The sequence below is a fragment of the Rathayibacter sp. VKM Ac-2804 genome (assembly GCF_009866655.1).
In the GTDB taxonomy this organism is placed as follows: domain Bacteria; phylum Actinomycetota; class Actinomycetes; order Actinomycetales; family Microbacteriaceae; genus Rathayibacter.
In genome coordinates, this window is record NZ_CP047420.1 from 1770012 (window position 1) to 1793958 (window position 23947).

The window sequence follows — 23947 nt, forward strand, 5'->3', positions numbered from 1 at the left end:
CTCGCAGAATCCCCCCGATCCTGCGAGCCGGAGCCGTTTCCGCGTGCCGGATCCCGTGCCGGGACTCCGTTGGGCGGTCCCGGTGGCGCCGAGGCGTCCCGCTGACCGCACCGCGGCGCCTCGCGGGCGCGGGCCACGCGGGATGCGAGGATGGGCGGGTGTCTGAACGAAGCCGTCCGTCCATCTTCTGGCTCCTCGCGGCGGCGGTGATCCCGACGCTGACCGCCTCCGTGGACCTCCGGGTCCGCGACATCGACAAGATCCCGAGCAAGGGCGCGTTCGTCTTCGCGCCGAACCACTACAGCGAGATCGACCCGTTCATCACGGGCTGGGTGCTGTGGCGGGCCGGTCGCGCGCCGCGCTTCCTCGCGAAGGCGTCGCTGTTCAAGATCCCCGTCGCCGGAGCGATCCTCCGCGCCTCCGGGCAGATCCCGGTCGAGCGGGCGGGCTCCGTGCGCGGCAGCGAGCCGCTCAAGGCGGCGAAGGAGCTGGTCGACCGGGGCGGCTCCGTCCTGATCTACCCGGAGGGCACGCTCACCCGCGACCCCGAGCTCTGGCCGATGCGCGGCAAGACCGGAGCGGTCCGGATGGCGCTGCAGTACGGGCTGCCCGTCGTGCCCGTCGCCCACTGGGGCACCCAGCAGCTGATGGGCCGCTACTCCAGGAAGATCACCCTCTTCCGCCGCAAGCGCGTCGACGTCCTCGTCGGCGATCCGGTCGACCTGTCGGCGTTCCGCGGGCGCAGCCTCGACTCCGCCACGCTCAACGAGGCGTCGACCGTCGTGATGGCCGCGATCACCCGCCTGCTCGAGGAGCTGCGCGGCGAGACCGCGCCCGAGAAGCGCTGGAACCCCGCCGAGCACAACCAGAAGGGCACGGGACGCTTTGAGCAGGAGCAGTAGGGCCGAGAAGGCGCCGATCCCCGTGCCGCGCCGCGTGGCCGTCCTCGGCGCGGGCAGCTGGGGGACGACGTTCGCCAAGATCCTGGCCGACGGCGGCTCGGAGGTCGTGATGTGGGCCCGGCGGGCCGAGCTCGCGCGGGAGATCACCGAGGCCAAGCGCAACAGCGACTACCTCCCCGGCATCAACCTGCCGCGCAACATCCGGGCGACACCGCGGATCGAGGAGGCGCTCGAGGGTGCCGACCACGTCTACCTCTCCATCCCGTCGCAGACCCTGCGCGGGAACCTCGAGGCGATCACGCCGTTCCTCACGGAGCGGACCGTCCTGGTCAGCCTGATGAAGGGCGTCGAGAAGGGCACCGGCCAGCGGATGAGCGAGGTGATCTCGCAGGTGCTGCCGATCGATCCGAGCCGCATCGCGGTCGCCTCCGGACCGAACCTCGCACTCGAGATCGCCAAGGAGCAGCCGACCGCGGCGGTCATCGCCTCGGAGAGCCTCGTCACCGCGCAGGAGGTCGCGCTCGCCGCGACCAACCGCTACTTCCGCTCCTACGTCAACACCGACGTGATCGGGACCGAGTTCGGCGGCGTGCTGAAGAACCTGATCGCCGTCGCGATCGGCATCGTCGACGGGGTCGGCTACGGCGAGAACACCAAGGCCTCGATCATCACCCGCGGCCTCGCCGAGATGACCGACTTCGCCGTCGCGTACGGCGGCCGCCCCGAGACGATGTCCGGGCTGGCCGGCCTCGGCGACCTGATCGCCACGTCCAGCTCGTCGCTCTCGCGCAACAACACGGCCGGGCGCCTGCTCGGTCAGGGCTACAGCTTCGGCGACGTCGTGAAGTCGATGCAGCAGACGGCGGAGGGGCTCTCCTCGGTCGCGCCGATCCTCGAGCTCGCCCGCGCCCGCGGCGTCGACATGCCCATCGTCGAGCAGGTGTCGCAGGTGCTCGCCGGTACGCTCGATCCGAAGGATATCGCGCCGCACCTGACCACGGATTCGGACGAGCCCCAGGGGGAGAGGAACCTCGATGACCAGCAAGCTCGCAGTGGCCGTACTGTTCGGGGGGCGTTCAAGCGAGCACTCGATCAGCTGCGCAACGGCGGCGGGGGTGCTGCGGGCGATCGATCGTGACCGCTTCGACGTGATCCCGGTCGGGATCACCGCGGACGGCGCGTTCGTGCTCGAGGAGGACCGGCCGGAGAAGTTCGCGCTCGACGCGAGCGCCCTGCCGCGGGTCGAGGACAACGGCTCCCGGGTGCGCTGGCCGGAGTCGGCGCTCTCGCGCGAGCTGACCGTCACCGCGGCCGACGGCTCCGTCCGCTCGCTGGGCGACGTCGACGTGGTGCTGCCGATCCTGCACGGCCCGTGGGGCGAGGACGGCACGGTGCAGGGGATGCTCGAGCTGGTCGGGCTGCCCTACGTCGGCTCCGGCGTGCTCGCCTCCGCACTCGGGATGGACAAGCACTTCACCAAGACCGTCTTCCGCGCCGCGGGCATCGCGGTCGCCCCCTGGTACACGGTGACCGAGGCGGAGTGGCGCGAGGACCCGAGCGACGCCGCGTCGGCGCTCGACGAGCTCGGCCTGCCCGCCTTCGTCAAGCCGGCCCGTGCCGGATCCAGCGTCGGCGTGAGCCGGGTCGACGAGCGCTCGCAGCTGGACGCCGCGCTCGAGGAGGCGTTCTCGCACGACTCCCGGGTGCTGATCGAGTCCGCGATCGTCGGCCGCGAGGTCGAGATCGGCGTGCTCGGCGGGCGCCGGGGCGAGTCTCCGCGGGCGTCCGTGGCCGGCGAGGTCGTCGTCAGCGGCGGCGGCTTCTACGACTTCGAGGCGAAGTACCTCGGGATGAAGGGCGTCGAGCTCGTCTGCCCGGCCGACCTCACCGAGGACGAGCTCGCCGAGATGCGCGCCCTCGCGGTCAGCGCGTTCACCGCCATCGGCGCCGAGGGCCTCGCCCGCGTCGACTTCTTCCTGACGGCCGAGGGCTTCGTCATCAACGAGATCAACACGATGCCCGGCTTCACGCCGATCTCGATGTTCCCGCGGATGTGGGGCGCGAGCGGCGTCGACTACCCCGACCTGATCAGCGAGCTGCTGGACCTGGCGCTCGAGCGCGTCCCGGCCGCGGTCCGATGACCGAGGCGGGCCTCGGGCTCCGGCTCGAGCCGGGCCCGCGGGCGCCGTTCGAGCAGATCCGGCAGGGGATCACCGCGCAGGTCGCCGCGGGGCTGCTCCTGGTCGGCACCCGGCTGCCCGCGGTGCGCGCGCTCGCCGAGGAGCTCGGCGTCGCTCCGGGGACCGTCGCGCGCGCCTACAAGGAGCTCGAGGCGGCGGGGATCGTCGAGACGCGCGGCAGGGCCGGCACCGTCGTGTCCGGCGGGGTCGACGCGGTCGAGCACGAGCTGCAGCTCGCGGCGGGCGTGTACGCCGCGCGGGTGCGAGCCCTCGGAGCGACGCCGGAGCGGGCGCTCCGGGTGGCGTCCGCGGCGCTCGGCACCGACGGCTGACGCGGGGTCAGCCCGTCGGCGTGCCCGCGGGGTCGAGGGTGTCCGTGTCGGACACGTTCGTGCAGGCGCGCTCCTGAGGGAGGTAGGAGACGGCGTTCGCGAGGTCGACGACCGCCGAGGTGCCGGAGGCGCGGTTCTGGTCCACGGTGATCTCGACGGCCGGGTCGCGGCCGTAGGTGGTCAGCGTGTAGACGTCGTCGGCAGCCTGCGACTCGTCGATGATCCAGTCGACGCCGCTGACCGAGACGCAGAGGTCGGTCGTGGGGCCGGGCGGCGTGACGCCGCAGTGCAGGATGACCGCGGCCGGGCTGCCCCAGGCGGCCGTGCCCTGCGCGTTCGTCTCGCGCTCGGGCAGCTCGGCGACGACGTCGGGCAGGCGCACCGAGACCTCGGCGCAGCCGGTGCTCGTCGCGTCCGCCGCGGGTTCGAGCGCCACGGCGGCCGAGCAGCCGCTCAGGAGCAGGACGGCGGAGGCCGCGGCCAGGGGAGCGCGGAGCAGGCGGGAGGACATCGACGGCAACGCTAGCGTGTGAACCATGGCACCGGATCCGAGCCCCACCCTGGCCGAGCTCAGCGAGGGCGAGGTCCTCGCGCGGATCCTGCCGAGGTTCGGTGGCGGCGCCGAGACGCTCGTCGGGCCGGGGGACGACTCCGCGGTGCTCCGGGCGCCGGACGGCCGCTTCGTCGTCACGACGGACATGATGGTGCACGGCCCCGACTTCCGGCTCGCCTGGTCCTCGCCGTTCGATCTCGGCTGGAAGGCCGCCGCGTCCAACCTCTCGGACGTCGCCGCGATGGGGGCGCGCCCGACCGCGCTGGTGGTCGCCCTCGCCGCGCCGCAGCACCTCGGCGTCGACGTGCTCGAGGGGATCGCCGACGGCCTCGCCGCGGGCTGCGCGGCGATGGCGCCCGGCTGCGGCGTCGTCGGCGGCGACCTGTCCGCCTCCGGGACGCTGACCCTGGCGATCACGGCGTTCGGCTCGCTCGACGGCCGGCCGCCGGTGCTCCGGAGCGGCGCGCGCCCGGGGGACGTCCTCGCGACCGCCGGGCCCCTCGGCGTCTCCGGCCTGGGCCTGCGGCTGCTCTTCGAGCGCGCGCGGACGGCCGGCGAGCCCGACGCGGCACTCGCCCGAGCGCTCCGCGCCGAGCACTCCGAGGTGCTCGACGCCCAGCTGCGGCCGACGCCGCCGATCGCGGCCGGCATCGCGGCGGGCGGCGTCGCGACGGCGATGATGGACGTCTCGGACGGCGTCGTCCTCGACGCGCGGAGGATGGCCCGGGCGAGTGGCGTCGTCCTCGATCTCGACGCGGACGCCGTCGACGCGCACGCCGCCCCGCTGACGGCCGTGGACGGCATCGATGCGGCGCTCGCCCGCGCGCTGGTGCTCGGCGGCGGGGAGGACCACGCGATGCTCGCCTGCTTCCCTCCCGGCGCGGCGCTGCCTCCGGGCTTCACCGCCCTGGGGACGGTGCGCGAGGGCGCGCCGGAGGTGCGGCTCGGCGGAGTCGCGCTTTCGGAGCGCGGCGGCTGGGACCCCTACCTGGGCTGGGACGGCGCCGCGGGCTGATCCGCGGCGGCGGGTGAGGGCGCTACTCGGCCGGGGCCGCCGCGGGTGACGCCCACCAGATCGTCGTCTCCCCGTAGTCCTTCCGCCGGTCGCGCTCGAGCCCCGCGGGCCAGCCCGGCTCCGGGCTCCGCGAGCTCCGCTCGACGACGACGACGGAGTGCTCGGCGAGCAGCGGCAGGACGCCGGCGAGATCGGCCGCCAGCTCGTCCTCGGGGAGGTCGTAGGGCGGATCGAGGAAGACCGTGTCCGCGTTGACGGCGGGGGAGCCGTCGAGGAACGAGCGCACGGAGGCGATCACGATCTCGATCCGCGGTTTCGGGCGCTTGTTCGCGGCGGCGGCGGCCGTGATCGCGCGAGCGTTCTCCCCGGCCGTCTTCGCGGCCTTCGCGTCGCGCTCCACCAGCAGCACGGAGGCGGCGCCGCGGCTGGCCGACTCGAGTCCGAGCGCACCGGAGCCCGCGTAGAGGTCGATGACCGTCGCGCCGTCGAGCGCGTCGCGCGCCTCCAGCGCCGAGAAGATCGCCTCGCGGACCCGGTCGCTCGTGGGCCGGGTGCCGGCGCGGGGGACCCGCAGGGTGAGCGATCCGGCGAAGCCGGCGATGATCCTGGTCACCGTTCCGAGCATAGGACTCGCGCCGAGGGCTGGGAGCCCCCCGGAAGCCTGAGCTGTTTTCCGGTTCGCACTGCGAGAATCACCAGTTATGACGTCCCTCGATGAGACCCGCTCCGCAGTCGGCACGGCATCGGACCGCGGTGCGGCTCCCGGGTCGGCGATGACCCGTGAGGAGTTCAGCGCCCACTGCACGGCGATCCTGAAGAACCTGTGCAGCGTGATCGACGGCAAGGACGCCGAGGTCTCGATGGCACTGACGGTCTTCCTGGCGGGCGGCCACCTGCTGATGGAGGACGTCCCCGGCACCGGCAAGACCGTGCTCGCGAAGTCGCTAGCGGCGTCCGTCGGCGGCACCGTCTCGCGGATCCAGTTCACCCCGGACCTCCTGCCCTCCGATGTCACCGGCGTCTCGGTCTTCAATCAGGCCACCCGCGACTTCGAGTTCAAGCCCGGCCCGGTCTTCGCGAACGTCGTCATCGGCGACGAGATCAACCGCGCCTCGCCCAAGACCCAGTCCGCGCTGCTGGAGTGCATGGAGGAGCGCCAGGTCTCGGTCGACGGCGTCACCCACATCCTGCCGCGGCCGTTCGCGGTCGTCGCGACGCAGAACCCCGTCGAGATGGAGGGCACCTACAGCCTCCCCGAGGCGCAGCGCGACCGCTTCATGGCGCGGCTCTCGCTCGGCTACCCCGACGAGCGCGCCGAGCTCGAGATGATCCGCACCCGCGACGCCGCGAGCCCGCTGGAGGAGCTGCGCCAGGTCGTCGGCCACGACCAGCTGGAGCGGATGATGGACTACGTCCAGTCGATCTACGTCGCCCCGCCGGTGCAGGAGTACGTGGTGGCGATCATGCAGGCGACCCGCATCGATCCCGAGCTGCGCCTGGGCGGCAGCCCGCGCGCGACCCTGCAGCTGATCGCCGCGGCCAAGGCGCTCGCCGCGATCAACGACCGCGACTTCGTCGTCCCGGACGACATCGACGTCCTCGCGGTGCCGGTGCTCGGCCACCGGCTCCTCCCCGCGACGCGGCTCCCCGGCCGCTCCGGCAGCGGCGCCTCGCACTCGGTGACCGAGATCGTCCAGCGCATCGTCGCCGCCACCCCCGTCCCGTTCAGCGGCCGTGCCGACTGACCCGCGCGATCCGAAGCGCGCGTCGGGGCGCCTCGGCGCGCTCCCGGCCGTCCGCGGTGTCGCCCTCACCGTGCGCGGCTGGGCGCTGGTCGTCCTCGGCGCGGTCGCGATCGTGGTCGCCCCGATCATCGCCTTCCGCGAGCTCCTCTTCGTCGGGATCGTCCTGCTCGGCCTGCCCGTCGCCGCCGTCCTCGCGCTGCTCGTCGTGACGCCCGTGCTGCAGGTGCAGCGCCGCTTCGCCCCGCAGGTCGTCGCGGTCGGCGACGTGGTCGACGTCGACGTCGTCCTCGACAACCGCGGCTCGGCGCTGCGGGCCGGCGCCCGGGCGGAGGACCGGCTCGACCGGGTCGAGCGCGGTCTCGTCACCGGACGCACCGTCGCGCGGGGCGCGTTCACCCTGCCCTCGATCGCGCTGCGGGGGAGCGGTGCGAGCCGTGTCCGCGCCCGCTACCGGCTGCCCGCCGGGCGGCGCGGCATCCACCGCATCGGGCCGCTGCGGCTCACCCGCGGCGACGCCTTCGGGCTGGCCGTCCGCGAGACCGTCGCCGGCGCGGCCCAGCCCTTCGTGGTGACCCCGCGGGCCGTCCCGCTGCAGAGCGACGTGCTCGACGCGCACGGCGCCGGCGGCTCGAGCCCGGTCGCGCACGCGACGGCCGGGGCGGGCACCGACGACGTCATCCCGCGCGACTACCGCCCCGGCGACGCGATGCGCCGCGTGCACTGGCGCGCCAGCGCCCGCTCGGGCGAGCTCAAGGTGCGCCAGGACGAGCAGAACACCGACCCGCACGCCTGGATCCTGCTGGAGACGCGCGCCGCGCGGATCCTCGACGAGCGCGGCGGCGACGACCGCCTGGAGTGGGCGGTCTCGATGACCGCCTCGCTCGCGGTGCACCTGCTCGAGCGCGGCTTCGAGACGCACCTGATCGAGACCGGCGCGCCCGACCAGCCCGCCCGCTCCGAGGACGAGCGCGAGGCCGCGCACGACGTGCTGCTGCGCCTGGCCGAGCTCGCCCCCGCCGACGAGTCGGTGGAGGCGGTCGGCCGGATCGCCGCCGAGATGCGCGACGCGGGCGGTAGCCGCCCGGTCTTCGCCGTCCTCTCCCGCCTGCACGAGGAGGACCTGGCCGCGCTGGCCTCCCTCGCCGCGCACGCGCGCCCGGCCGTCGCGTTCCTCGTCGGCGGCACCCCCGAGGAGGAGGCCGCGCTGGCCTCCCTCGGCTGGTACCCCGTGCCGGTGTCGCCGCGCACCGCCGTCGAGGAGGCGTGGGCCCAGGCCCTCGCGCTCCGGGTGGTCGCGTGAGCCGCCGCGGGCGCGACGCCCGCTCGGGCTCGGTCCTGCTCTCGGTCCTGCTCTGGCTCTCGCTCGTCACGGCCTCCTCGGGGATCGGCCGCCTGCTCGAGGGGATCGGCTGGCTCGTCCAGCTGGCCCTCGCGGTCGGGGTCGTCCTCGCCGTCCCGGCCGCGGCGCGCGCCCTCCGCGCGCACCCGGTGATCCCGCCGGTCCTCGGCACGCTCGCGGTCGTCGGCGTGCTCACCGCGATGTTCGTCCCCGGACGCGCGCTGCTCTTCCTCGTCCCGACCCCGGGCGCCGTCGCCGACGCGCAGACCCTCGCCCAGGCGGGCTTCACCTCCATCGCGGAGCAGGGCCTCCCCGCGGTCGCCGACAGCGGGATCGCCTTCCTCCTCGTCGGCGGCGTCGTCGTGCTCGCCTGGGCCGCCGATCTCTTCGCGTTCTCGGTGCGCCTGCCCGCGCTCGCCGGTCTCTTCCCCGCCACCCTCCTGGCGGTGCCCGCGATCATCGATCCGGCCGAGGTCTCCTGGCCGAGTCTGCTGCTCACGGCGCTCGTCTACCTCGGGATCCTCGCCGTGAGCGCGCGACCCGAGCGCCGCGGCCCGCGCAGCGCCTCGCTCGGCGCCACCGTGCCGTCGATCGCGATCGCGGGCGCCGTCGTGATCGTCGCCGGTCTCGTCGCCGGGTCCGCGGGCGGATTCGCGCGCGTCGCCACGCCGTCCGGCGTCTCCGGCACGCTCTTCAACGGCTCGATCGACCCGGTCGTCGCCCTCGGCGCCGACCTGCGCCGCCCGAACCCGGTGACCGTGCTGCGCTACTCGACCGATTCCGATCTGCCGGTCTACCTCCGCGTGCTCACCGTCTCGGACTTCGAGGGCGAGGACTGGGCGCCGAGCGACACCGAGGAGACCGCCGACATCGCAGCTCCGATCGCGCCCGCCGGCCTCGGCGAGGCCGTCCCGCGGGAGACGGAGGAGGTCGACGTCTCGGTCGAGACCCTGCGCAGCCGCTGGCTCCCGGTGCCGTACCCCGTCTCCGAGCTGAGCGGTGTCGGCGACGGCTGGCTGCAGGACGTGCAGGACGGCTCCATCCGCGGCGACGCGACCACCCGGGCGGGCGACGAGTACGAGGTGCAGGCGCTGCGGCTCGAGCCCGATCCGCAGCAGCTGCTCGACGCCCCGGTGCCCAGCGGCTTCGACCGCTACCTCTCGCTCCCGGAGGACGTGCCCGAGATCGTGCGCACGACGGCGAGCGACGTGACGGCGGACGCGGTCACCGCGTACGACCGGGCCCGCGCGCTGCAGAGGTTCTTCCGCTCGTCGGAGTTCCGCTACTCCGAGGACACCCCCGCCGAGGAGGGCTACGACGGCGACGGCGTCGGCGTGCTCGCCTCCTTCCTCGAGGTCCGCGAGGGCTACTGCGTGCACTTCGCCTCGGCGATGGCCGTGATGGCCCGCGAGCTCGGCATCCCCTCCCGGCTCGCGATCGGCTACCAGCCCGGCTCGGTCGTGCCGTCCCCGGGCACCGAGCTGACGAGCTACCGGGTGCAGTCGTCCGACCTGCACGCCTGGCCCGAGCTCTACTTCGAGGGCGTCGGCTGGCTGCCGTTCGAGCCGACCCCGAGCCGCGGGGCTCCGGCCTCGTACACGCTGCCGAGCGCGACGACCTCCGCCCCCTCGACGACCCCCGGTGCCGCCGCGAGCGCGGCGCCCGGCGCGGAGCCCGGCCGGACCGCGTCGCCGACGCCCAGCGCATCGACCGCGACCGCGACGCCCGGGCCCTCGGCGGCGGCACCGCGACCAGCGCGCCGGTCGTGACGCTGTGGTCGCTGCTGGTCCTGCTGCTGCTCGTGCCGTGGCTCCTGCGCGTCGTCCAGCGCGCCGTGCGCCGGCGCCGCGCGGCCGACGGCTCCCTCGAGCCCGCCTGGGCCGAGCTGCTGGCGAGCGCGCGCGACCTCGGGATCCCGGTCGAGGACGGCGAGTCGCCGCGAGCGCAGGAGGCGCTGATCGCCGGCGCCCTCGGCGACGACGAGGGCGCCCGCTCGGTGCTGCGCGGGCTCCGGGAGGGGGTGGAGCGCGTGCGCTACGCGCCGGTGCCCGCGGAGCAGGACGCCGGCTGGCGCGCCGCGTCGACGGTGGTCGCGGGACTGCGCGCCTCCGTCGGAACCGGCGCACGGCTGACCGCCGCCGTCGCGCCGCGATCGGTCCTCCCGGGCCTCGCGCGGACCCGGCGTCCGAGGTCCGACCTATGATCGTCGGGTGATCCCGGACCCCCTCGACGCCTCGCTCGCGCCGCTGATCGGCCCGCGGACCGCCAAGCCGATCGAGAAGGCGTTCGGCTACCGCACGGTCGGCGAGCTCCTCGGCCACTACCCGCGCCGCTACGCCAAGCGCGGCGAGCTGACCGACGTGTCGCGGCTGCCGGTGGGCGAGAACGTGACGATCGTCGCCGAGGTCCGCGAGGTGCGCTCGCGCGAGATGAAGAACCGCCGCGGCGGACTGCTCGAGGTGATCATCTCGGACGGCACGGGCACCCTCTCGCTGACGTTCTTCGGCCAGCCCTGGCGCGCCACGCAGCTGCACCGGGGCGTGCGCGGCATCTTCGCCGGGACCGTGTCGATGTTCCGCGAGACGAAGCAGCTCACCCACCCCGACTACCGGCTCTTCGACGACGAGGAGGTCACGGCGCACGGCCCGATCGCGAGATCAGCACTCACGAAGGACTGGACCGAGCGGCCGATCCCGATCTACCCCGCGACCAGCACGATCGCGAGCTGGCAGCTGCAGGCCGCGATCGAGGTGGTGCTCGACGACCTGAAGTACGTGCAGGACCCGATCCCCGCCGAGGTGCGCGCGAACCGGAAGCTGCTCGACCTCGGCGCCGCGCTCGAGCTGATCCACCGGCCGCAGCGCGAGGGCGAGGAGATCCCGGCGCGCGACACCCTGCGCTTCCACGAGGCGTTCCTGCTGCAGCTGGCCCTGCTCGAGCGGCGGGCGGCGGCCCGCTCGACGCCGGGGACCGCGCGGGTCGCCGCACCGGGCGGGCTGCTCGAGCGCTTCGACGCCGCGCTCCCGTTCACGCTGACCGACGATCAGAAGACGGTCGGCCGCGAGATCACCGCGGACCTCGCGGACGAGTCGCCGATGTCGCGGCTCGTGCAGGGCGAGGTCGGGTCGGGCAAGACCCTGGTCGCGCTCCGGGCCATGCTCGCGACGGCCGAGAGCGGCGGGCAGGCGGCGCTGCTCGCGCCGACCGAGGTGCTCGCCGGCCAGCACCTCCGCTCGATCGTCCGCACCCTCGGGCCCGAGCTGTCGGCGGAGCTCGTGCCGACCCTCCTCACCGGCGGTCTCGGCGCGGCCGCGCGGCGCGCGGCGCTGCTGCGGATCGTCTCCGGGACCGCGAAGATCGTCGTCGGCACCCACGCACTGCTCGGCGACAAGGTCTCGTTCTACGACCTCGGGCTCGTGGTGATCGACGAGCAGCACCGCTTCGGCGTCGACCAGCGCGACGCCCTGCGGCGGAAGGGCGCCCAGCCGCCGCACGTGCTCGTGCTCACCGCGACGCCCATCCCGCGCACCGTCGCGATGACGGTCTTCGGCGACCTCGACGTCTCCACCATCCGCGAGCTGCCGGCCGGCCGCCCCGGCATCAGCAGCCACGTCGTGTCCCTCGCCGACCATCCTGCCCTGATCGCCCGGGCCTGGGAGCGGGCCGACGAGGAGATCCGCAAGGGCCACCAGGTGTACCTCGTCTGCCCGGCGATCGAGCCGGGGGAGGCGGCGGAGGGTCCGCTCGCCGCGGAGGACGAGCCCACGGCGACCCCGCTGACGACGGTGTCGGAGACGATCGAGGGCGTCCGCAGGCACTCCCTCCTGGGGAAGCGCCGCTCGGCCGCCCTGCACGGACGGATGACGGCGGAGGAGAAGGACGCCGTCATGCAGTCCTTCGCGGCCGGCGAGATCGACGTCCTCGTCTCGACCACCGTCATCGAGGTCGGCGTCGACGTGCCGAACGCGTCGATGATGATCGTCCTCGACGCCGAGCGGTTCGGCGTCTCGCAGCTGCACCAGCTGCGCGGGCGGATCGGGCGCGGCGGCGTGCCCGGCGTCTGCCTCTTCGTCACCGCGGCCGAGGCGGGCACGACGCCGCGCGAGCGGGTCGAGACCGTCGCGGCGACGCTCGACGGCTTCGACCTGGCCGAGGCCGACCTGGAGCTGCGCCGGGAGGGCGACGTGCTGGGCGACTCGCAGTCCGGCGGGCGCTCCTCCCTGCGGCTGCTGCGCGTGGTGCAGGACTCCTGGCTCATCCTCGAGGCACGGGTGCTCGCCGAGCGGCTGCTCGAGACCGATCCGGTGCTCGCGACGCACGAGCGCCTCCGCGCCGCCCTCGAGCGGCGCGTGCAGGAGCGCGACCGCGAGTTCCTCGGCAAGAGCTGACCCGGAGGGCTCCTCCGCTCCGATCCGGCCCGCGGGCGCCCGATACGCTGAGGGCATGGCCCGCATCGCCGTCGTCCCCGGTTCGTTCGACCCCGTCACCCTCGGGCATCTCGACGTCATCGAGCGCGCCGCGCGCCTCGTCGACGAGCTGCACGTGGTCGTCGTGCACAACCCGGCCAAGACCGCCCTGCTGCCGATCGCGCAGCGCGTCGCCCTGATCGAGCAGTCGATCGCCGAGGCCGGCATCGAGGGGACGATCGTCGTCGCCTCCTGGAGCATGGGCCTGCTCGTCGACTACTGCACCGACGTCGGCGCGAGCATCCTCGTGAAGGGCATCCGCTCGCAGGTCGACGTCGCCTACGAGACGCCGATGGCGATCGTGAACCGCAACCTCGCCCACGTCGAGACCGTCTTCCTCCTGCCCGACCCCGCGCACGCCCACGTCTCGTCCTCGCTGGTCCGCCAGGTCTCCGCCCTCGGCGGCGACGTCTCGCCCTACGTGCCGCCGGCCGTCGCGGCGTACCTCGCCTCCTGACCGCGCGCTCGCACGTTCCCGCCTCCGCTGGCAAGCGCCCGGCGGGCGTGCGCTCGACGCTGTCCTGGCCTGGGAGAATGGCGGGATGAGTGCGATGCGCGTGGCGGCCTGGGTCCTCGAGGGGATCCCCGAGGTGGTCCCGGGAGACGACCTGCTCGAGCTGATCCTCGCGGCGATCGAGGCCGCTCCGGCAGCGGACCGCCCCGTCGACGGAGACGTCCTCGTGGTGACCAGCAAGATCGTCTCGAAGGCGGAGGGCCGGGTGGTCGCCGCGGACGACCGCGAGGACGCCATCACCGCCGAGACCGTCCGCGTCGTCGCCACCCGGGCGCACGCGCACGGCGTCACCAGGATCGTGGAGAACCGCCTCGGCATCGTCCAGGCCGCCGCCGGGGTGGACTCGAGCAACGTCGCGGAGGGCACCGTGCTGCTGCTGCCGGAGGACCCCGACGCGTCCGCCCGCGCGCTCTGCGCGGGACTGCGCGAGCGGCTCGGTGCCCGGGTCGGCGTCGTCGTCAGCGACACCCTGGGCCGCGCCTGGCGGGTCGGCCAGACCGACGCGGCGATCGGAGCGGCGGGGCTGCTCGTGATCGACGACCTGCGCGGCGCCGTCGACGCGCTCGGCCGGACGCTCGCGGTGACCATGCCCGCGGTGGCCGACGAGATCGCCGCGCTCGGCGACCTCGTGAAGGGCAAGGCGACCGGGCACCCCGTCGCCGTCGTCCGCGGTGTCGGCCGGCTCGTCACCGGGCTCGACGCGCCGGGCGCCCGCACGCTGACCCGCACCGGTCCTGACGACATGTTCCGCGTCGGCGCCGACGAGGCGCACGCCGAGGGCTATGCGGCAGGGCTCGCCGCTGCCGGGCGGGTCGCGTCGTGAGCGGCGCTTGGACGGCCGTCGTCGTGTACCGCGGCCGCGGCACCTCCAAGACCCGGCTCGAGCTCGTGGCGCGCTCCGCCCTCGCCGAGGCGTTCCTCCTCGACACCCTGGCGTCGGTCGGCGCTGCGGAGTCGGTGGGCGCCGTCGTCCTCGTCACCTCCGACATGTCGGCGGTCGAGCGGGCCGCGCTCGAGCACCCCGGCCTGCACGTCATCGGCGATCCGGGGCAGCTCAATCCCGCGGTCGCCGCGGGAATCGCGCAGGCCCAGGACCTCCGCCCCGGTGCACCCGTGATCGCGCTGACGGCCGATCTGCCCGCGCTCACCGCCGCCGACCTCGACGCCGCCCTCGCGGCCGTCGGCGACGAGCCCTCGATGGTCGGCGACCGGGCCGGCAGCGGCACGACCGCGCTGCTCCTGCCCGGCGGGACCGGACCCGAGCCGGCCTTCGGCCTCGACTCGCGGGAGAAGCACGTCGGCGCCGGCTACCGCGTGCTCGACCTGCCCGAGTCCTCGACGCTGCGGCTGGACGTCGACACGGTCGACGACCTGCGCCACGCCGAGGCGGTGGGCGTCGGCGCCTGGACCGCGCGCGAGCTCGACGCCGCCGCCTGACGGTCCTCGGCCGTCAGCCGGCGAGCAGTCCCTCCTCGAAGGCCGCGGTCAGCCCGTGGTCGATCGCCAGGGGCGCTCCGTCGACGGAGCGGATCGGCACCGCGCGCCTCGTGCTCGACACCAGCCAGGCCGCAGCGGCGCCCGACAGTGCCGGGACGGGCAGGTCCCGCCGCGAGGATCCGAGCCCTCGCCGCTCGCCGATCGCGAGCAGCCGCGACACCGTCGTGCCGTCGAGGATCCCCGAGCCGGCAGCGGGCGTCAGGAGCACCCCGTCCGCGAGCAGCACGAGACTCGAGGTCGCCCCCTCGAGGAGCAGGCCGTCGCTCGTGCGCCAGACCACGTCCTCGGCACCGCGGCGCCTCGCCTCGCGCAGCGCCGCGCGGGTGACGGCACCGGAGGTCGACTTGACGCCGCCGAGCAGCCAGGGCGCGTCCTCCAGCGCCCCGTGCGCGTAGCCGCGGTCGAGCACGACGACCGGGACGCCGTGCTCGCGCAGCGCGGAGGAGTCGGCGGTCGGCTCGGCCCGCACGGTCGCGCGGGCGCGCGACGAGTCGCGGTAGCCCGCGACCATCCGGATGCTGAGGTCCTCGACCGCGTCGTGCTCGTCCACCGCGAGGGCGATCGCCGCGGACCACGCCTCGGCCGACGGGATCCCGAGCCCGACGGCGGCGGCCGAGGCGGCCAGGCGCGCGAGGTGCTCCTCCCGCCCGTGCGCACGGCCCCGGATGACGGCCAGCGTCTCGAAGACGCCGTCGCCGCGCAGATACCCGGGCTCGTCGACGCGCACGAGACCGGCGTCGGGGTCGCGGAGGCGAGGAGTGCCGGAGTCGTCGATCTCGACGAGGACGGGGGAGGTCATCCCCCCATCCTGGCCCGCAGCGGGGCTCAGCGGGCGGTGAGACCGCGCGCGACGTCGTCCGCCGTGAGCAGCTCGCGCGGCGGTTCCGCGCGCGCTCCCGCCGCGGCCAGCACGTCCGCGGCGGCGAGCGCGTCGAGGTCGAGCCCGGTGGGCGCGGCCAGGCTCGACACCGCGACCTGGAAGGTCCGGTAGGCACCGAGCGGCGCGAGGCCCTCGCGGTCCTCGCCCTCGACGATGCGCTGCACCAGCGCGGTCTGGTCGAGCAGGTAGGCGCTGGCCGCGAGCGTCGTGCCGTCGGGGCTCCAGGCCGCGATCTTCCAGAACCGGAGCGGGACGCCGACCCCGCGGTAGACCGGGTCGCCCTCGGCGAGCACCGGGCCGGTGAAGACGTCGATCCGGGCGCGGTTCGCCTGGGCGTACTCGAGCACGAGGTCCTCGAGGCCGAGCCAGAGCTCCTTCGACTGGTTGAAGCCGCTCGCCTGCGGTGCCGCGTTCGTGTAGCAGAAGCTGTCCACGTTGCCGGCGCGGGCCTCGGCCGGCTCGCCCCAGACGGGGTCGCGGCGGCGCACGAGGTGGCCGCGGTCGAAGTCGTTCCGCGCGTACACCTCGGGGCCGGTCTGCTCGGCGGCGGGGACGCGCTCGTCCAGGTGCCAGTCGTCGCCGCGGCCCAGGTCGAGCAGTCGCGCGCCGTCGATGTTGACCGCGGTCGAGAGCGCGAGTCGCCGCTCCGGGTCGAGGAGCACCTCGAAGTGCGTGTACGGCAGCTGCCGCACCACGCGGTCTTCGGAGGGCCGCGGCGCCGCGAGCGGGACGCCGAGGAAGCCGGAGTCGAAGCCGCTCACTGGTCGACCTCCGCCGTCGGGGTGGCGGTGGGCGTCGCGGTCGCGGGCGCGGTCGGCGTCGCGGTCGCGGTCGGCTCCGCGGTGGGCTCGGCCGTGGCGGTCGGAGTCGCACTGGCCGTCGGAGCGGGCGCCTGCGTCTCGGGCGCGGGCACCAGGGCACCGTTGCTCACCAGCAGCGTGATGCTCGAGTAGCGGGCGATCGTCGTCCCGGCGCCGGGGTCGGTGCCGGCCACGGTGCCCGCGGGCGTCGCGGAGTCGACGGTGGCGCCCTCCTCGACGTCGAAGCCGAGGTCCTCGAGCACCTCGGTCGCGTCGTCGACCGACTGCCCGGCCACGTTCGGCACGGCGATCTGGCGGCCGTTCAGCAGCGCACTGCTCGGGTCGGCGAAGTCGTCTCCGCCGTACTTCTCGTCGGCGCGGGTCATCACGCGGTTCCAGATGTAGTGGCGCAGGTTGGAGGCGTAGGCGCGGGCATTCGTCTCCGCGCTCCGGACCAGGACGTTGCGCATCGATGCCTCGCCGATGATGTTGCCGACCCAGACCACGGTCGCGACGCGACTGGACGCGCCGTCCATCCAGGTGTGCACGGCGTCGTCGGTCGTGCCCGTCTTGCCGATGTGCTCGATGCCGTCCTCCGGATCCGAGGCGGCGGCGGTCCCGCTCGTGACGACGTCCTGGAGCGCATCGTTCGCGACGGCTGTGAGCTCGGGGGAGAGCGCCTGAGTGCAGGTCGAGACCGGTGCCTGGACGCCGACCCCGGCCGAGTCGGTGATCGCGTCGATCGCGATCGCGGTGCAGGCCGTGCCGTTGTTCGCGAAGCCGGCGAAGGCGGTCGCCATCGAGATCGGCGCGATCTGGTCAGCGGAGCCGAGGATCGCGGCCGGAGAGGGCGTGAGCGGGGCACCCGACGCGGTCTTCACGCCGAAGGACGCAGCCTGGTCGCGGATCGCGCAGAGGTCGAGCTGCTGCGCCATCGCGACGAAGACCGTGTTGATCGAGCGCATCGTGCCCTGGAGCACGCTGTAGGTGCCGTTCTCGTTCTCGTCGTTGCCGACGGCGAAGGTGCCGTTCCACTCGCCGCCCGGCTCGCAGGAGGAGGGGAACTCGGTGAAAGTGCGCTCGCGGCCGTTCACCGTCTCGAAGATGGTGTGGCCGTTGGCGATCCACTGCGCGAGGGTGAAGATCTTGTAGGTGGAGCCGACCTGGAATCCGGAGGAGCCGCCATACGCCGTGTCGGCGTTGAAGTTGATCGCGGAGAAGTTCTCGCCGTTGACCGAGCCGGCCGCGTCGTAGTCCTTGTTCTGCACCATCGCCAGGACCCGGCCGGTGCCGACCTCCATCGAGAGGGTCGAGCTGCCGATGTTGACGTCGTCGATCGGCGTCTTTGGCACCCACTCGTTCGTGGCCGCCGTCGCGACGTCCTGCAGGTCGCGGTCGAGCGTCGTGTAGATCTTGTAGCCGCCGCGCTGGAAGTTGGCGAACCGGGTGTTCTCGTCGTCGCCGAAGGCGGGGTCGTTCTGGATGACCCGGGTCACGTAGTCGCAGAAGAAGGCGGCGTTGCCGGCCTGCTGGCAGCCCGTCGGGGTCTGCGTGATCGCGGGGACGACCTCCTCGGCCACCGCGGCGTCGTGGTCGGCCTGCGAGATCTTCCCCTCCTTCAGCATCTGGTCCAGGACGTAGTCGCGCCGGACCTTGTTCTCCGGGATGTTCTCCGGCTCGTCGATGCGGAGGCCGTTCGGGTTGTTCACCGTCGCGATCAGGCTCGCGGCCTGGGCGAGCGAGAGCGTCGCAGCGGTGCTGGAGAAGTAGTACTCGGCCGCGGCCTGGATCCCGTACACCTGACCGCCGAAGCCGGCGATGTTGAGGTAGCCGAGCAGGATGTCGTCCTTGCTGTACTTCTTCTCGAGGTCGACCGCGAGCTTCATCTCCTTGAGCTTGCGCGCCGGAGTCGTGGCGGTCGCCTCGTCGTAGGCGGCCTGCGAGGCGGCGGCGTCGGTGTCGCTGAGCGCCTCGGCCTTCTGCACGAGGACGTTCTTCACGTACTGCTGGGTGATCGAGGATCCGCCCTGCAGATCGCCGCCGACCACGTTGCTCAGCACCGCGCGGATCGTGCCCTGCAGGTCGACGCCGCCGTGCTCGTAGAAGCGGGGGTCCTCGGTCGAGACGGCCGCGTCCTTGACGAACGGGCTGACCTGGTCGAAGGCGACCTCCTCGCGGTTCTGCGCGTAGAAGGAGGCGAGGAGACCGTCGGTCCCGTCGGCGTTCTTCGCGTAGATCTCGGTCTTCTGCGCCAGCTGGCCCAGCTCGAGGTACTCGGGCACGGTCTCGAAGAGGCCGATCGGGTTGTTGGCGGCGAGCCCGGTGACGGCGAGGGCCGGGGTGACGCCGACGGTGATCAGCAGCCCTCCGGCCAGGCTCGCTCCGACGACACCGAGGACGCGGGCGAGCACGCCGCTGCGGGCGGTTCCTTGCGCAGACATGGCTACGAGAGTAGGCGACGAGTCTGCATCCCCGGTGCCGCCGTGCGCCGCGTCGGCTCGGAGTACGGTGAGCGGATGAGCCGGCAGCAGCGATGAGCGCCCCCGCGGACCCCGCCACCACCCGCCCGCGCGCGGTCCTCGCGGTGGCGGTCCTCGCCTCCTTCGTGGCGTTCCTGGACGGCACCGTGGTCAACGTCGCGCTCCCCGCGATCACGCGGGAGCTCGGCGGCGGGCTCGCCGTGCAGCAGTGGGTGGTCGACGGCTACCTGATCACCCTCGGCGCGCTAATCCTGGTCGCGGGCTCGCTGGCCGACCGGATCGGGCGCGCCCGCAGCATGACGATCGGCCTGATCGGCTTCGGCGCCACCTCGCTGCTCTGCGCGCTCGCGCCGACGGCCGAGGTGCTGATCGTCGCGCGGATGCTCCAGGGCGCGGCCGGGGCGATCCTCGTGCCCAGCTCGCTCGCGCTGATCATCGCCACGGTCCACGGTGCCGCGCAGGCGAGGACCATCGGCGCCTGGACCGCGTGGACGGGCACCGCGACCATCGCGGGGCCGGTCATCGGCGGTCTGCTCGTGGACGCCGGCTCCTGGCGCTACGTCTTCGCACTGAACATCCTCCCGATCGCGGTGACGCTGCTGCTGCTGCACCGGCTCGGCCACGTCGACTCCGGCACCCGGGTGCCGATCGACGGGGTCGGCGCGGTGCTCGGCGTCATCGGCCTCGGCGGCCCCGTCTTCGCCCTGATCGAGCAGGAGCGGCTCGGCCTCGGCGACCCGCTGGTGCTCGTGGCCCTGATCGGCGGTCTTGCCGCCCTGGTCGCCTTCGTGCTCTGGGAGCGGCGGACGCCGAACCCGATGCTGCCGCTCTCGCTGTTCGCCTCGCGCAACTTCACGGTCGGCAACGTCTCGACGGCCTTCGTCTACGGGGCGCTGTCGTTCGGCTTCTTCGCGCTGGGCCTCTACCTGCAGCAGGGGCTCGGCTTCTCGGCGACCCTCGCCGGCCTCGCGACCCTGCCGCCGACGATCCTGCTCCTGCTGCTCTCGCAGGTCGCCGGCTCGCTCACGGCGCGATTCGGTCCGCGGCTGTTCATGGGCGTCGGGCCGCTCGTCGCCGGGGTCGGCTTCCTGCTGCTGGCCGGAGTCCGCCCGCCGGCCGACTACGCCACGCAGCTGCTGCCCGGCATCCTGCTCTTCGGGCTCGGCCTCGCGATCACCGTCGCCCCGCTGACCTCGACCATCCTCGGCGCGGTGGACAGCCGGCACAGCGGAGTCGGCTCCGCGATCAACAACGCGGTCTCGCGGATCGCCGGTCTGGTCGCGATCGCCGCCACCTCGCTGATCGTGGGCGACAGCCTCGACGCCGAGGGCTTCAGCCGCGCGGCGATCGCGACCGCCGTGCTGCTCTTCGCCGGCGGTCTGGTCTCGCTGCTCGGCATCCGCAACCCGGTGCGCGACGCGGAGCCGACCGCCGCGCGCTGACGGATCAGCCGTCGAGCTCGGCGACGTCGTAGCCGAAGATCGCGCCGTCGGCGTCCTCCTCCTCGATGCCGGCGTAGGCGAAGCCGAACGGGTTCTCTCCATCGACGATCGCGTTGTAGATCCCGTCGAAGGAGAAGCGGCCCGTCGCCGGGCAGGGTCGTGTGCCCCCTCCGAGGGCCGAGCGCGGCGTGAAAGTGTCCATCTGCCGTCGACTCGGCGCGCGGTGTCGAAAAAGGTTGTCGCTACATGGAATACTCGATACGTCGATGCGCTTGCATACATCGGACGGGGACGAGCTTCCCGCGCGATTCACACTCTCGAGGAGAAACCATGAGCGACACCACCACCATCCCCGGATACCGCGCCGGCACCTGGGTCATCGACCCCACGCACAGCGAGGTCGGCTTCAGCGTCCGCCACCTGATGATCAGCAAGGTCAAGGGCAAGTTCGAGCGCTTCACCGCCACCTTCACCACCGGGGAGAACCCGCTGGACTCCAAGGTCGAGGCCACCGCCGAGGTCGCCTCCATCAACACCAACGAGCCCAACCGCGACGGTCACCTCCGCACCGGCGACTTCTTCGAGGCTGAGAAGTACCCCTCGATCCACTTCGTGTCGACCGCGGTCCGCGCGAACGGCGACGACTTCCTCGTCGACGGCGAGCTCACCATCAAGGACGTCACCAAGCCCGTGACCTTCGAGGTCGAGTTCGGCGGCTTCGGCTCCGACCCCTACGGCAACTACAAGGCCGGTCTGACCGCCAAGGCGACGATCGACCGCACCGACTTCGGTCTCACCTACAACGCCGCCCTCGAGACCGGTGGCGTGCTCATCGGCGAGAAGGTCACCATCACGCTCGACCTCCAGGCCGCGCACCAGGCGTAGTCCGTCCCCGCACAACCGAGGCCGCCCCTCCCCACCCGGGGAGCGGGCGGCCTCGGTCGTTCGCGGTGCCCCCGTGGAAGTGCATGCTGATCGAGCAGCCCGCGGAGCGGGCGTATCGAGATCCACCCGTCGCCGGACGGCGGGTCTGCAGTTCCGCCCTGCTGGGGCAGGCGGGTCTCGACACACCCCGGCGGGGCTGCTCGACCAGCATGCAGCTACGCCCCCTGCGGCGCTGCTCGACCGGCACGGCTTCAGGCCGGGCTAGAGGATGCCGAGGTCCGTCAGCTGCTCGGAGATGCCGGCGCCGTCCGGGGCGTAGACCCACGGGGTGCCGCTGGTCTCGGAGAGGTCGGCGGCCTTCGAGCGCCCGCCCGCGAGAACCGCCTCGCCGTTCGAGAGCTGGCGGATCGCGATCGCTGCGACCTTCTCGGGATGCTCGTGCGCGAAGTCCGAGTAGATCTCCTCGTCGTGCTGACCGTCGTCGCCGACCAGCAGCCAGCGCACGTCGGGGAACTCGACGGCGAGGCGGCGGAGGTTCTCCTCCTTGTGCTGCTTGCCGCTGCGGAACCAGCGGTCGTGGGTGGGGCCCCAGTCGGTCAGGAGCAGCGCCCCCGCCGGGTAGAGGTGCCGCGAGAGGAACCGCGTCAGCGCCGGCGCCACGTTCCACGCGCCGGTCGAGAGGTAGATCACCGGCGAACCCGGGTTCTGCCGCGAGAAGCGATCGAGGAACACCGCCATCCCGGGCGTGGGCATCCGCGCGTGCTCGTCGAGCACGAACGTGTTCCAGGCGGCGACGAAGGGCCGGGGGAGCGCGGTGACCATGACCGTGTCGTCGACGTCGGACACGACGCCGATCTTGGCCTCCGGGCGGACGATGAAGACGGGGGCCTCGACCGGCGCGCCGCCGTCGACCGTGAGGGTGATGCGGTGCCAGCCCGGCTCGAGCGTGATCGGGATGTCCGCGTCGACGACGCCGCCCCGGTCCGCGACGATCCGGTGGCTCTGCCCGTCGACGGCGACCGACACGACCGCGCCGCTGATGTAGAGGCTGGTGAAGCTGCGCCAGCCGCGGACGCTCTCGACCGGCTGGACCTCCTCCGCGCCCGGCGGCGTGGGCCGGGTGTAGAGGACGCGCGCGAGCACCCGGAGCTGCTCGGTGGTGCCGTAGCCGGTGTAGGGGATGACCCGCGGCACGTAGCCCTTGCGCGTCACCCGGCGCATGCGCAGAGCGTGGATGCGGTCCTCGATGCGTGCGGCGCGGTGCAGGACCTCGGCCGCCCCGGCGCTCATCGGTTTGCTCTCAGGCGTCAGCGGCATCCGCCCAGTGTGCCAGACGCCTCCGGACACCGGTCGCCCCGACGCGATCGCGGACGGGCGCCCCGGCCGCCCGTCCGCCGCGGGTCAGTCCTCGACGGGCTCGATCAGCTCGGGACCGTTGCTGCTCACCGTGCCGACCGCGGAGCCGACGCGCTGCACCTCGAGCTCCTCGGCGAGCTCGGCCGCACCGTCGGAGGCCGCGCGCAGCAGCCCGCCGTCGCCCTCGGTGAGCGGGTCGAGCCAGTCCTCGATCAGCTCCGGCTGCAGCAGCACGGGCATCCGCTCGTGCACGTCCGCCACCGCCCCCGCGGAGGGGCGGGTCAGGATCGTCGCCGACAGCAGCCAGGGCGCGCCGGGCTCCGAGGAGCGCCACCACTCGTAGAGACCCGCGAAGAGCACCAGGGCGCCGCCGCCCGGGGAGACGAACACGGGCGCCTTCGCGCCGTCGGCGCCGACGCGCCACTCGTACCAGCCGGAGGCGGGGACGATCGCCCGGCGCGCCGCGAAGGACTCGCGGAAGGACGGCTTCTCGGCGACCGACTCGATCCGGGCGTTGAAGAGCGGCGCCCCGGACGGATCCGCGGCCGAGCGCGGCACCAGGCCCCAGCGGGCGCCCGCCAGGCGGCGTCGCGGCGGCTCGCCCTCCTCGACGCCCTTCATCGACTCGGCGACGACGGCGATCCGCTGCGTCGGCGCGATGTTCCAGGACGGCCCGGGCAGGTCCGGTCCGGGCTCGTCGATGTCGAACAGGGCGACCAGATCGGCACTGGTCTGAGAGAGGACGAAGCGTCCGCACATGGGTCCTCCTGGGTGGGCTGCGCGGCCACCCGACGTGGGGCGCAGAAAGCGAGAGACATTCGGTGATTCGACGCGAACGGCACGTCCCCGTGCGTACGATTGTAGAAACCGATACCGAAGGAGCTTCGCCGTGCCGCTTGGAAACCTCGTCGATCGACCTTTCGGAGAGTCGCCCCAGGTCCGCAACGAGCCCGTCCAGGTCCGCAGCGCGGCCCGGCTGGCCTCCCTCCTCGACGCCGCCGCGGCCGTGGTCGACGAGGTCGGCTTCGACCGGCTGACCACCGCGATGGTGGCCGAGCGCGCGGGCGCCGCGATCGGCACCGTCTACCGCTACTTCCCGGATCGCATCGCCGTGCTGCAGGCGCTGCGCGAGCGCGCGCTCGAGCGCTTCCGCAAGAAGGTCATCACCGACATCCGCGAGAAGCACCCCGACGACTGGTGGGGCGCGGTCGACTGCGCGATCGACGCGTTCTGCGACATGCACCGCACGGAGGCGGGATTCCGCTCGATCCGCTTCGTCGACACGATCCACGCCCCCGAGGTCGCGGGGGAGGCGTTCGAGGCCGGCTTCTTCGCCCGCCGCTTCGCCGAGATCCTCGCCTCGGAGTACGGCCTGCCCGGCGGAGCGCAGCTGTCGTTCCGGCTCGAGGTCACGGTCGAGGTCGCCGACGCGATGCTCACCCGCGCCTTCCTGATCGACCCCAACGGCGATCAGCGCTTCATCGACGAGAGCCGCGCGCTGCTGCGCAACTACCTCTCGATGCACTACGGGCCGATCGAGTCCTGACCGCGCGGCCGTCCG

At 73.5% G+C, this 23947-nt stretch carries 24 protein-coding genes; 16 read left to right on the plus strand and 8 right to left on the minus strand.

Annotated features, from left to right (window positions below):
* The first annotated feature begins 158 nt into the window (after positions 1–158).
* From GTU73_RS08255 to GTU73_RS08270, 4 genes are read left to right on the plus strand one after another with little or no spacing between them, the layout of a single operon-like run.
* Positions 159–902, plus strand: a complete 744-nt coding sequence (locus GTU73_RS08255; protein WP_244231818.1) for a lysophospholipid acyltransferase family protein — start codon at positions 159–161, stop codon at positions 900–902.
* Positions 886–2040, plus strand: a complete 1155-nt coding sequence (locus GTU73_RS08260) for an NAD(P)H-dependent glycerol-3-phosphate dehydrogenase (protein WP_160088525.1) — start codon at positions 886–888, stop codon at positions 2038–2040. The genes GTU73_RS08255 and GTU73_RS08260 overlap by 17 nt, the downstream gene beginning before the upstream one ends.
* Positions 1937–3043, plus strand: a complete 1107-nt coding sequence (locus GTU73_RS08265; RefSeq protein WP_160088527.1) for a D-alanine--D-alanine ligase family protein — start codon at positions 1937–1939, stop codon at positions 3041–3043. Before GTU73_RS08260 ends, GTU73_RS08265 begins: the two co-directional genes overlap by 104 nt.
* Positions 3040–3414 carry a GntR family transcriptional regulator gene (locus tag GTU73_RS08270; protein ID WP_160088529.1) on the plus strand — a complete coding sequence of 125 codons (375 nt, stop codon included), beginning with the start codon at positions 3040–3042 and terminating at the stop codon, positions 3412–3414. The genes GTU73_RS08265 and GTU73_RS08270 overlap by 4 nt, the downstream gene beginning before the upstream one ends.
* A gap of 7 nt (positions 3415–3421) precedes the next feature.
* Here GTU73_RS08270 and GTU73_RS08275 read toward each other — a convergent pair whose 3' ends face one another.
* Positions 3422–3925, minus strand: a complete 504-nt coding sequence (locus GTU73_RS08275) for a DUF3515 domain-containing protein (RefSeq protein WP_160088531.1) — start codon at positions 3923–3925, stop codon at positions 3422–3424.
* Positions 3926–3950: 25 nt separating this feature from the next.
* On the opposite strand from GTU73_RS08275, the gene thiL reads away from it, so the two are divergent.
* The gene (thiL, locus tag GTU73_RS08280) at positions 3951–4982 is read left to right on the plus strand and encodes a thiamine-phosphate kinase (protein ID WP_160088533.1); all 1032 of its coding nucleotides are present in this window, start codon (positions 3951–3953) and stop codon (positions 4980–4982) included.
* A 22-nt stretch (positions 4983–5004) separates the two neighbouring features.
* Here the strand turns inward: thiL and GTU73_RS08285 are convergent, their stop codons facing one another.
* Complete coding sequence (locus GTU73_RS08285; protein WP_160088535.1) at positions 5005–5595, minus strand: RsmD family RNA methyltransferase; 591 nt, start codon at positions 5593–5595, stop codon at positions 5005–5007.
* Positions 5596–5755: 160 nt separating this feature from the next.
* On the opposite strand from GTU73_RS08285, the gene GTU73_RS08290 reads away from it, so the two are divergent.
* The 8 genes from GTU73_RS08290 to cofC all read left to right on the plus strand — a co-directional run bounded on the left by GTU73_RS08290 (position 5756) and on the right by cofC (position 14483).
* Positions 5756–6727, plus strand: coding sequence for a MoxR family ATPase (locus GTU73_RS08290; protein ID WP_208543787.1), 972 nt, complete (start codon positions 5756–5758; stop codon positions 6725–6727).
* Positions 6717–8027, plus strand: a complete 1311-nt coding sequence (locus GTU73_RS08295; protein WP_160088539.1) for a DUF58 domain-containing protein — start codon at positions 6717–6719, stop codon at positions 8025–8027. The genes GTU73_RS08290 and GTU73_RS08295 overlap by 11 nt, the downstream gene beginning before the upstream one ends.
* On the plus strand, positions 8024–9835 hold the full coding sequence (locus GTU73_RS08300) for a DUF3488 and transglutaminase-like domain-containing protein (protein WP_160088541.1): 1812 nt from the start codon (positions 8024–8026) through the stop codon (positions 9833–9835). Before GTU73_RS08295 ends, GTU73_RS08300 begins: the two co-directional genes overlap by 4 nt.
* Positions 9832–10269: a hypothetical protein gene (locus GTU73_RS08305; RefSeq protein ID WP_160088543.1), complete on the plus strand. Its 438-nt coding sequence runs from the start codon at positions 9832–9834 to the stop codon at positions 10267–10269. The genes GTU73_RS08300 and GTU73_RS08305 overlap by 4 nt, the downstream gene beginning before the upstream one ends.
* A gap of 7 nt (positions 10270–10276) precedes the next feature.
* Complete coding sequence (locus GTU73_RS08310) at positions 10277–12454, plus strand: ATP-dependent DNA helicase RecG (protein ID WP_244231819.1); 2178 nt, start codon at positions 10277–10279, stop codon at positions 12452–12454.
* A 55-nt stretch (positions 12455–12509) separates the two neighbouring features.
* On the plus strand, positions 12510–12989 hold the full coding sequence (gene coaD, locus GTU73_RS08315) for a pantetheine-phosphate adenylyltransferase (protein WP_160088545.1): 480 nt from the start codon (positions 12510–12512) through the stop codon (positions 12987–12989).
* 85 nt (positions 12990–13074) lie between these two features.
* Positions 13075–13869: a coenzyme F420-0:L-glutamate ligase gene (gene cofE / locus GTU73_RS08320; RefSeq protein ID WP_208543751.1), complete on the plus strand. Its 795-nt coding sequence runs from the start codon at positions 13075–13077 to the stop codon at positions 13867–13869.
* Positions 13866–14483: a 2-phospho-L-lactate guanylyltransferase gene (gene cofC / locus GTU73_RS08325; RefSeq protein WP_160088547.1), complete on the plus strand. Its 618-nt coding sequence runs from the start codon at positions 13866–13868 to the stop codon at positions 14481–14483. The genes cofE and cofC overlap by 4 nt, the downstream gene beginning before the upstream one ends.
* A 13-nt stretch (positions 14484–14496) precedes the next feature.
* On the opposite strand, the gene GTU73_RS08330 is transcribed toward cofC, so the two are convergent.
* Genes GTU73_RS08330 through GTU73_RS08340 form a run of 3 tightly spaced genes read right to left on the minus strand, consistent with a single transcriptional unit; the run spans position 14497 to position 18664 of the window.
* Positions 14497–15342, minus strand: coding sequence for an aminotransferase class IV (locus tag GTU73_RS08330; protein WP_160088549.1), 846 nt, complete (start codon positions 15340–15342; stop codon positions 14497–14499).
* Positions 15343–15368: 26 nt separating this feature from the next.
* On the minus strand, positions 15369–16184 hold the full coding sequence (locus tag GTU73_RS08335) for a DNA/RNA non-specific endonuclease (protein WP_160088551.1): 816 nt from the start codon (positions 16182–16184) through the stop codon (positions 15369–15371).
* Positions 16181–18664, minus strand: a complete 2484-nt coding sequence (locus GTU73_RS08340; RefSeq protein ID WP_160088553.1) for a transglycosylase domain-containing protein — start codon at positions 18662–18664, stop codon at positions 16181–16183. Before GTU73_RS08340 ends, GTU73_RS08335 begins: the two co-directional genes overlap by 4 nt.
* 92 nt (positions 18665–18756) lie before the next feature.
* Between GTU73_RS08340 and GTU73_RS08345 the strand changes: the two genes are divergently transcribed.
* Entirely contained in the window at positions 18757–20145 is a 1389-nt protein-coding gene (locus GTU73_RS08345; RefSeq protein WP_160088555.1) for a DHA2 family efflux MFS transporter permease subunit, read from the plus strand.
* A 4-nt stretch (positions 20146–20149) separates the two neighbouring features.
* Here the strand turns inward: GTU73_RS08345 and GTU73_RS08350 are convergent, their stop codons facing one another.
* Complete coding sequence (locus tag GTU73_RS08350) at positions 20150–20347, minus strand: hypothetical protein (RefSeq protein ID WP_160088557.1); 198 nt, start codon at positions 20345–20347, stop codon at positions 20150–20152.
* Between the two features lie 128 nt (positions 20348–20475).
* On the opposite strand from GTU73_RS08350, the gene GTU73_RS08355 reads away from it, so the two are divergent.
* Positions 20476–21030 (plus strand): YceI family protein, encoded by a 555-nt coding sequence (locus GTU73_RS08355; RefSeq protein ID WP_123445585.1) that lies wholly within the window; start codon positions 20476–20478, stop codon positions 21028–21030.
* Positions 21031–21291: 261 nt separating this feature from the next.
* Here GTU73_RS08355 and GTU73_RS08360 read toward each other — a convergent pair whose 3' ends face one another.
* Together GTU73_RS08360 and GTU73_RS08365 are read right to left on the minus strand one after the other, a co-directional pair.
* The gene (locus GTU73_RS08360) at positions 21292–22347 is read right to left on the minus strand and encodes a phosphatase domain-containing protein (RefSeq protein ID WP_160088559.1); all 1056 of its coding nucleotides are present in this window, start codon (positions 22345–22347) and stop codon (positions 21292–21294) included.
* Between the two features lie 84 nt (positions 22348–22431).
* Positions 22432–23145 carry an SOS response-associated peptidase gene (locus GTU73_RS08365; RefSeq protein WP_160088561.1) on the minus strand — a complete coding sequence of 238 codons (714 nt, stop codon included), beginning with the start codon at positions 23143–23145 and terminating at the stop codon, positions 22432–22434.
* Positions 23146–23275: 130 nt separating this feature from the next.
* Here GTU73_RS08365 and GTU73_RS08370 point away from each other — a divergent pair, with 130 nt between their 5' ends.
* Complete coding sequence (locus tag GTU73_RS08370; protein WP_244231820.1) at positions 23276–23932, plus strand: TetR family transcriptional regulator; 657 nt, start codon at positions 23276–23278, stop codon at positions 23930–23932.
* Positions 23933–23947 lie beyond the last annotated feature (15 nt).

Excerpts from the sequence above, each read along its gene's own strand:
- GTU73_RS08265 (WP_160088527.1), top strand. The coding sequence starts at position 1,937 with ATGACCAGCAAGCTCGCAGTGGCCGTACTGTTCGGGGGGCGTTCAAGC.
- GTU73_RS08270 (WP_160088529.1), top strand. The coding sequence starts at position 3,040 with ATGACCGAGGCGGGCCTCGGGCTCCGGCTCGAGCCGGGCCCGCGGGCG.
- GTU73_RS08275 (WP_160088531.1), bottom strand. The coding sequence starts at position 3,925 with ATGTCCTCCCGCCTGCTCCGCGCTCCCCTGGCCGCGGCCTCCGCCGTC.
- thiL (WP_160088533.1), top strand. The coding sequence starts at position 3,951 with ATGGCACCGGATCCGAGCCCCACCCTGGCCGAGCTCAGCGAGGGCGAG.
- GTU73_RS08290 (WP_208543787.1), top strand. The coding sequence starts at position 5,756 with ATGACCCGTGAGGAGTTCAGCGCCCACTGCACGGCGATCCTGAAGAAC.
- coaD (WP_160088545.1), top strand. The coding sequence starts at position 12,510 with ATGGCCCGCATCGCCGTCGTCCCCGGTTCGTTCGACCCCGTCACCCTC.
- cofE (WP_208543751.1), top strand. The coding sequence starts at position 13,075 with ATGAGTGCGATGCGCGTGGCGGCCTGGGTCCTCGAGGGGATCCCCGAG.
- GTU73_RS08330 (WP_160088549.1), bottom strand. The coding sequence starts at position 15,342 with ATGACCTCCCCCGTCCTCGTCGAGATCGACGACTCCGGCACTCCTCGC.
- GTU73_RS08340 (WP_160088553.1), bottom strand. The coding sequence starts at position 18,664 with ATGTCTGCGCAAGGAACCGCCCGCAGCGGCGTGCTCGCCCGCGTCCTC.
- GTU73_RS08345 (WP_160088555.1), top strand. The coding sequence starts at position 18,757 with ATGAGCGCCCCCGCGGACCCCGCCACCACCCGCCCGCGCGCGGTCCTC.
- GTU73_RS08350 (WP_160088557.1), bottom strand. The coding sequence starts at position 20,347 with ATGGACACTTTCACGCCGCGCTCGGCCCTCGGAGGGGGCACACGACCC.
- GTU73_RS08355 (WP_123445585.1), top strand. The coding sequence starts at position 20,476 with ATGAGCGACACCACCACCATCCCCGGATACCGCGCCGGCACCTGGGTC.
- GTU73_RS08360 (WP_160088559.1), bottom strand. The coding sequence starts at position 22,347 with ATGCCGCTGACGCCTGAGAGCAAACCGATGAGCGCCGGGGCGGCCGAG.
- GTU73_RS08365 (WP_160088561.1), bottom strand. The coding sequence starts at position 23,145 with ATGTGCGGACGCTTCGTCCTCTCTCAGACCAGTGCCGATCTGGTCGCC.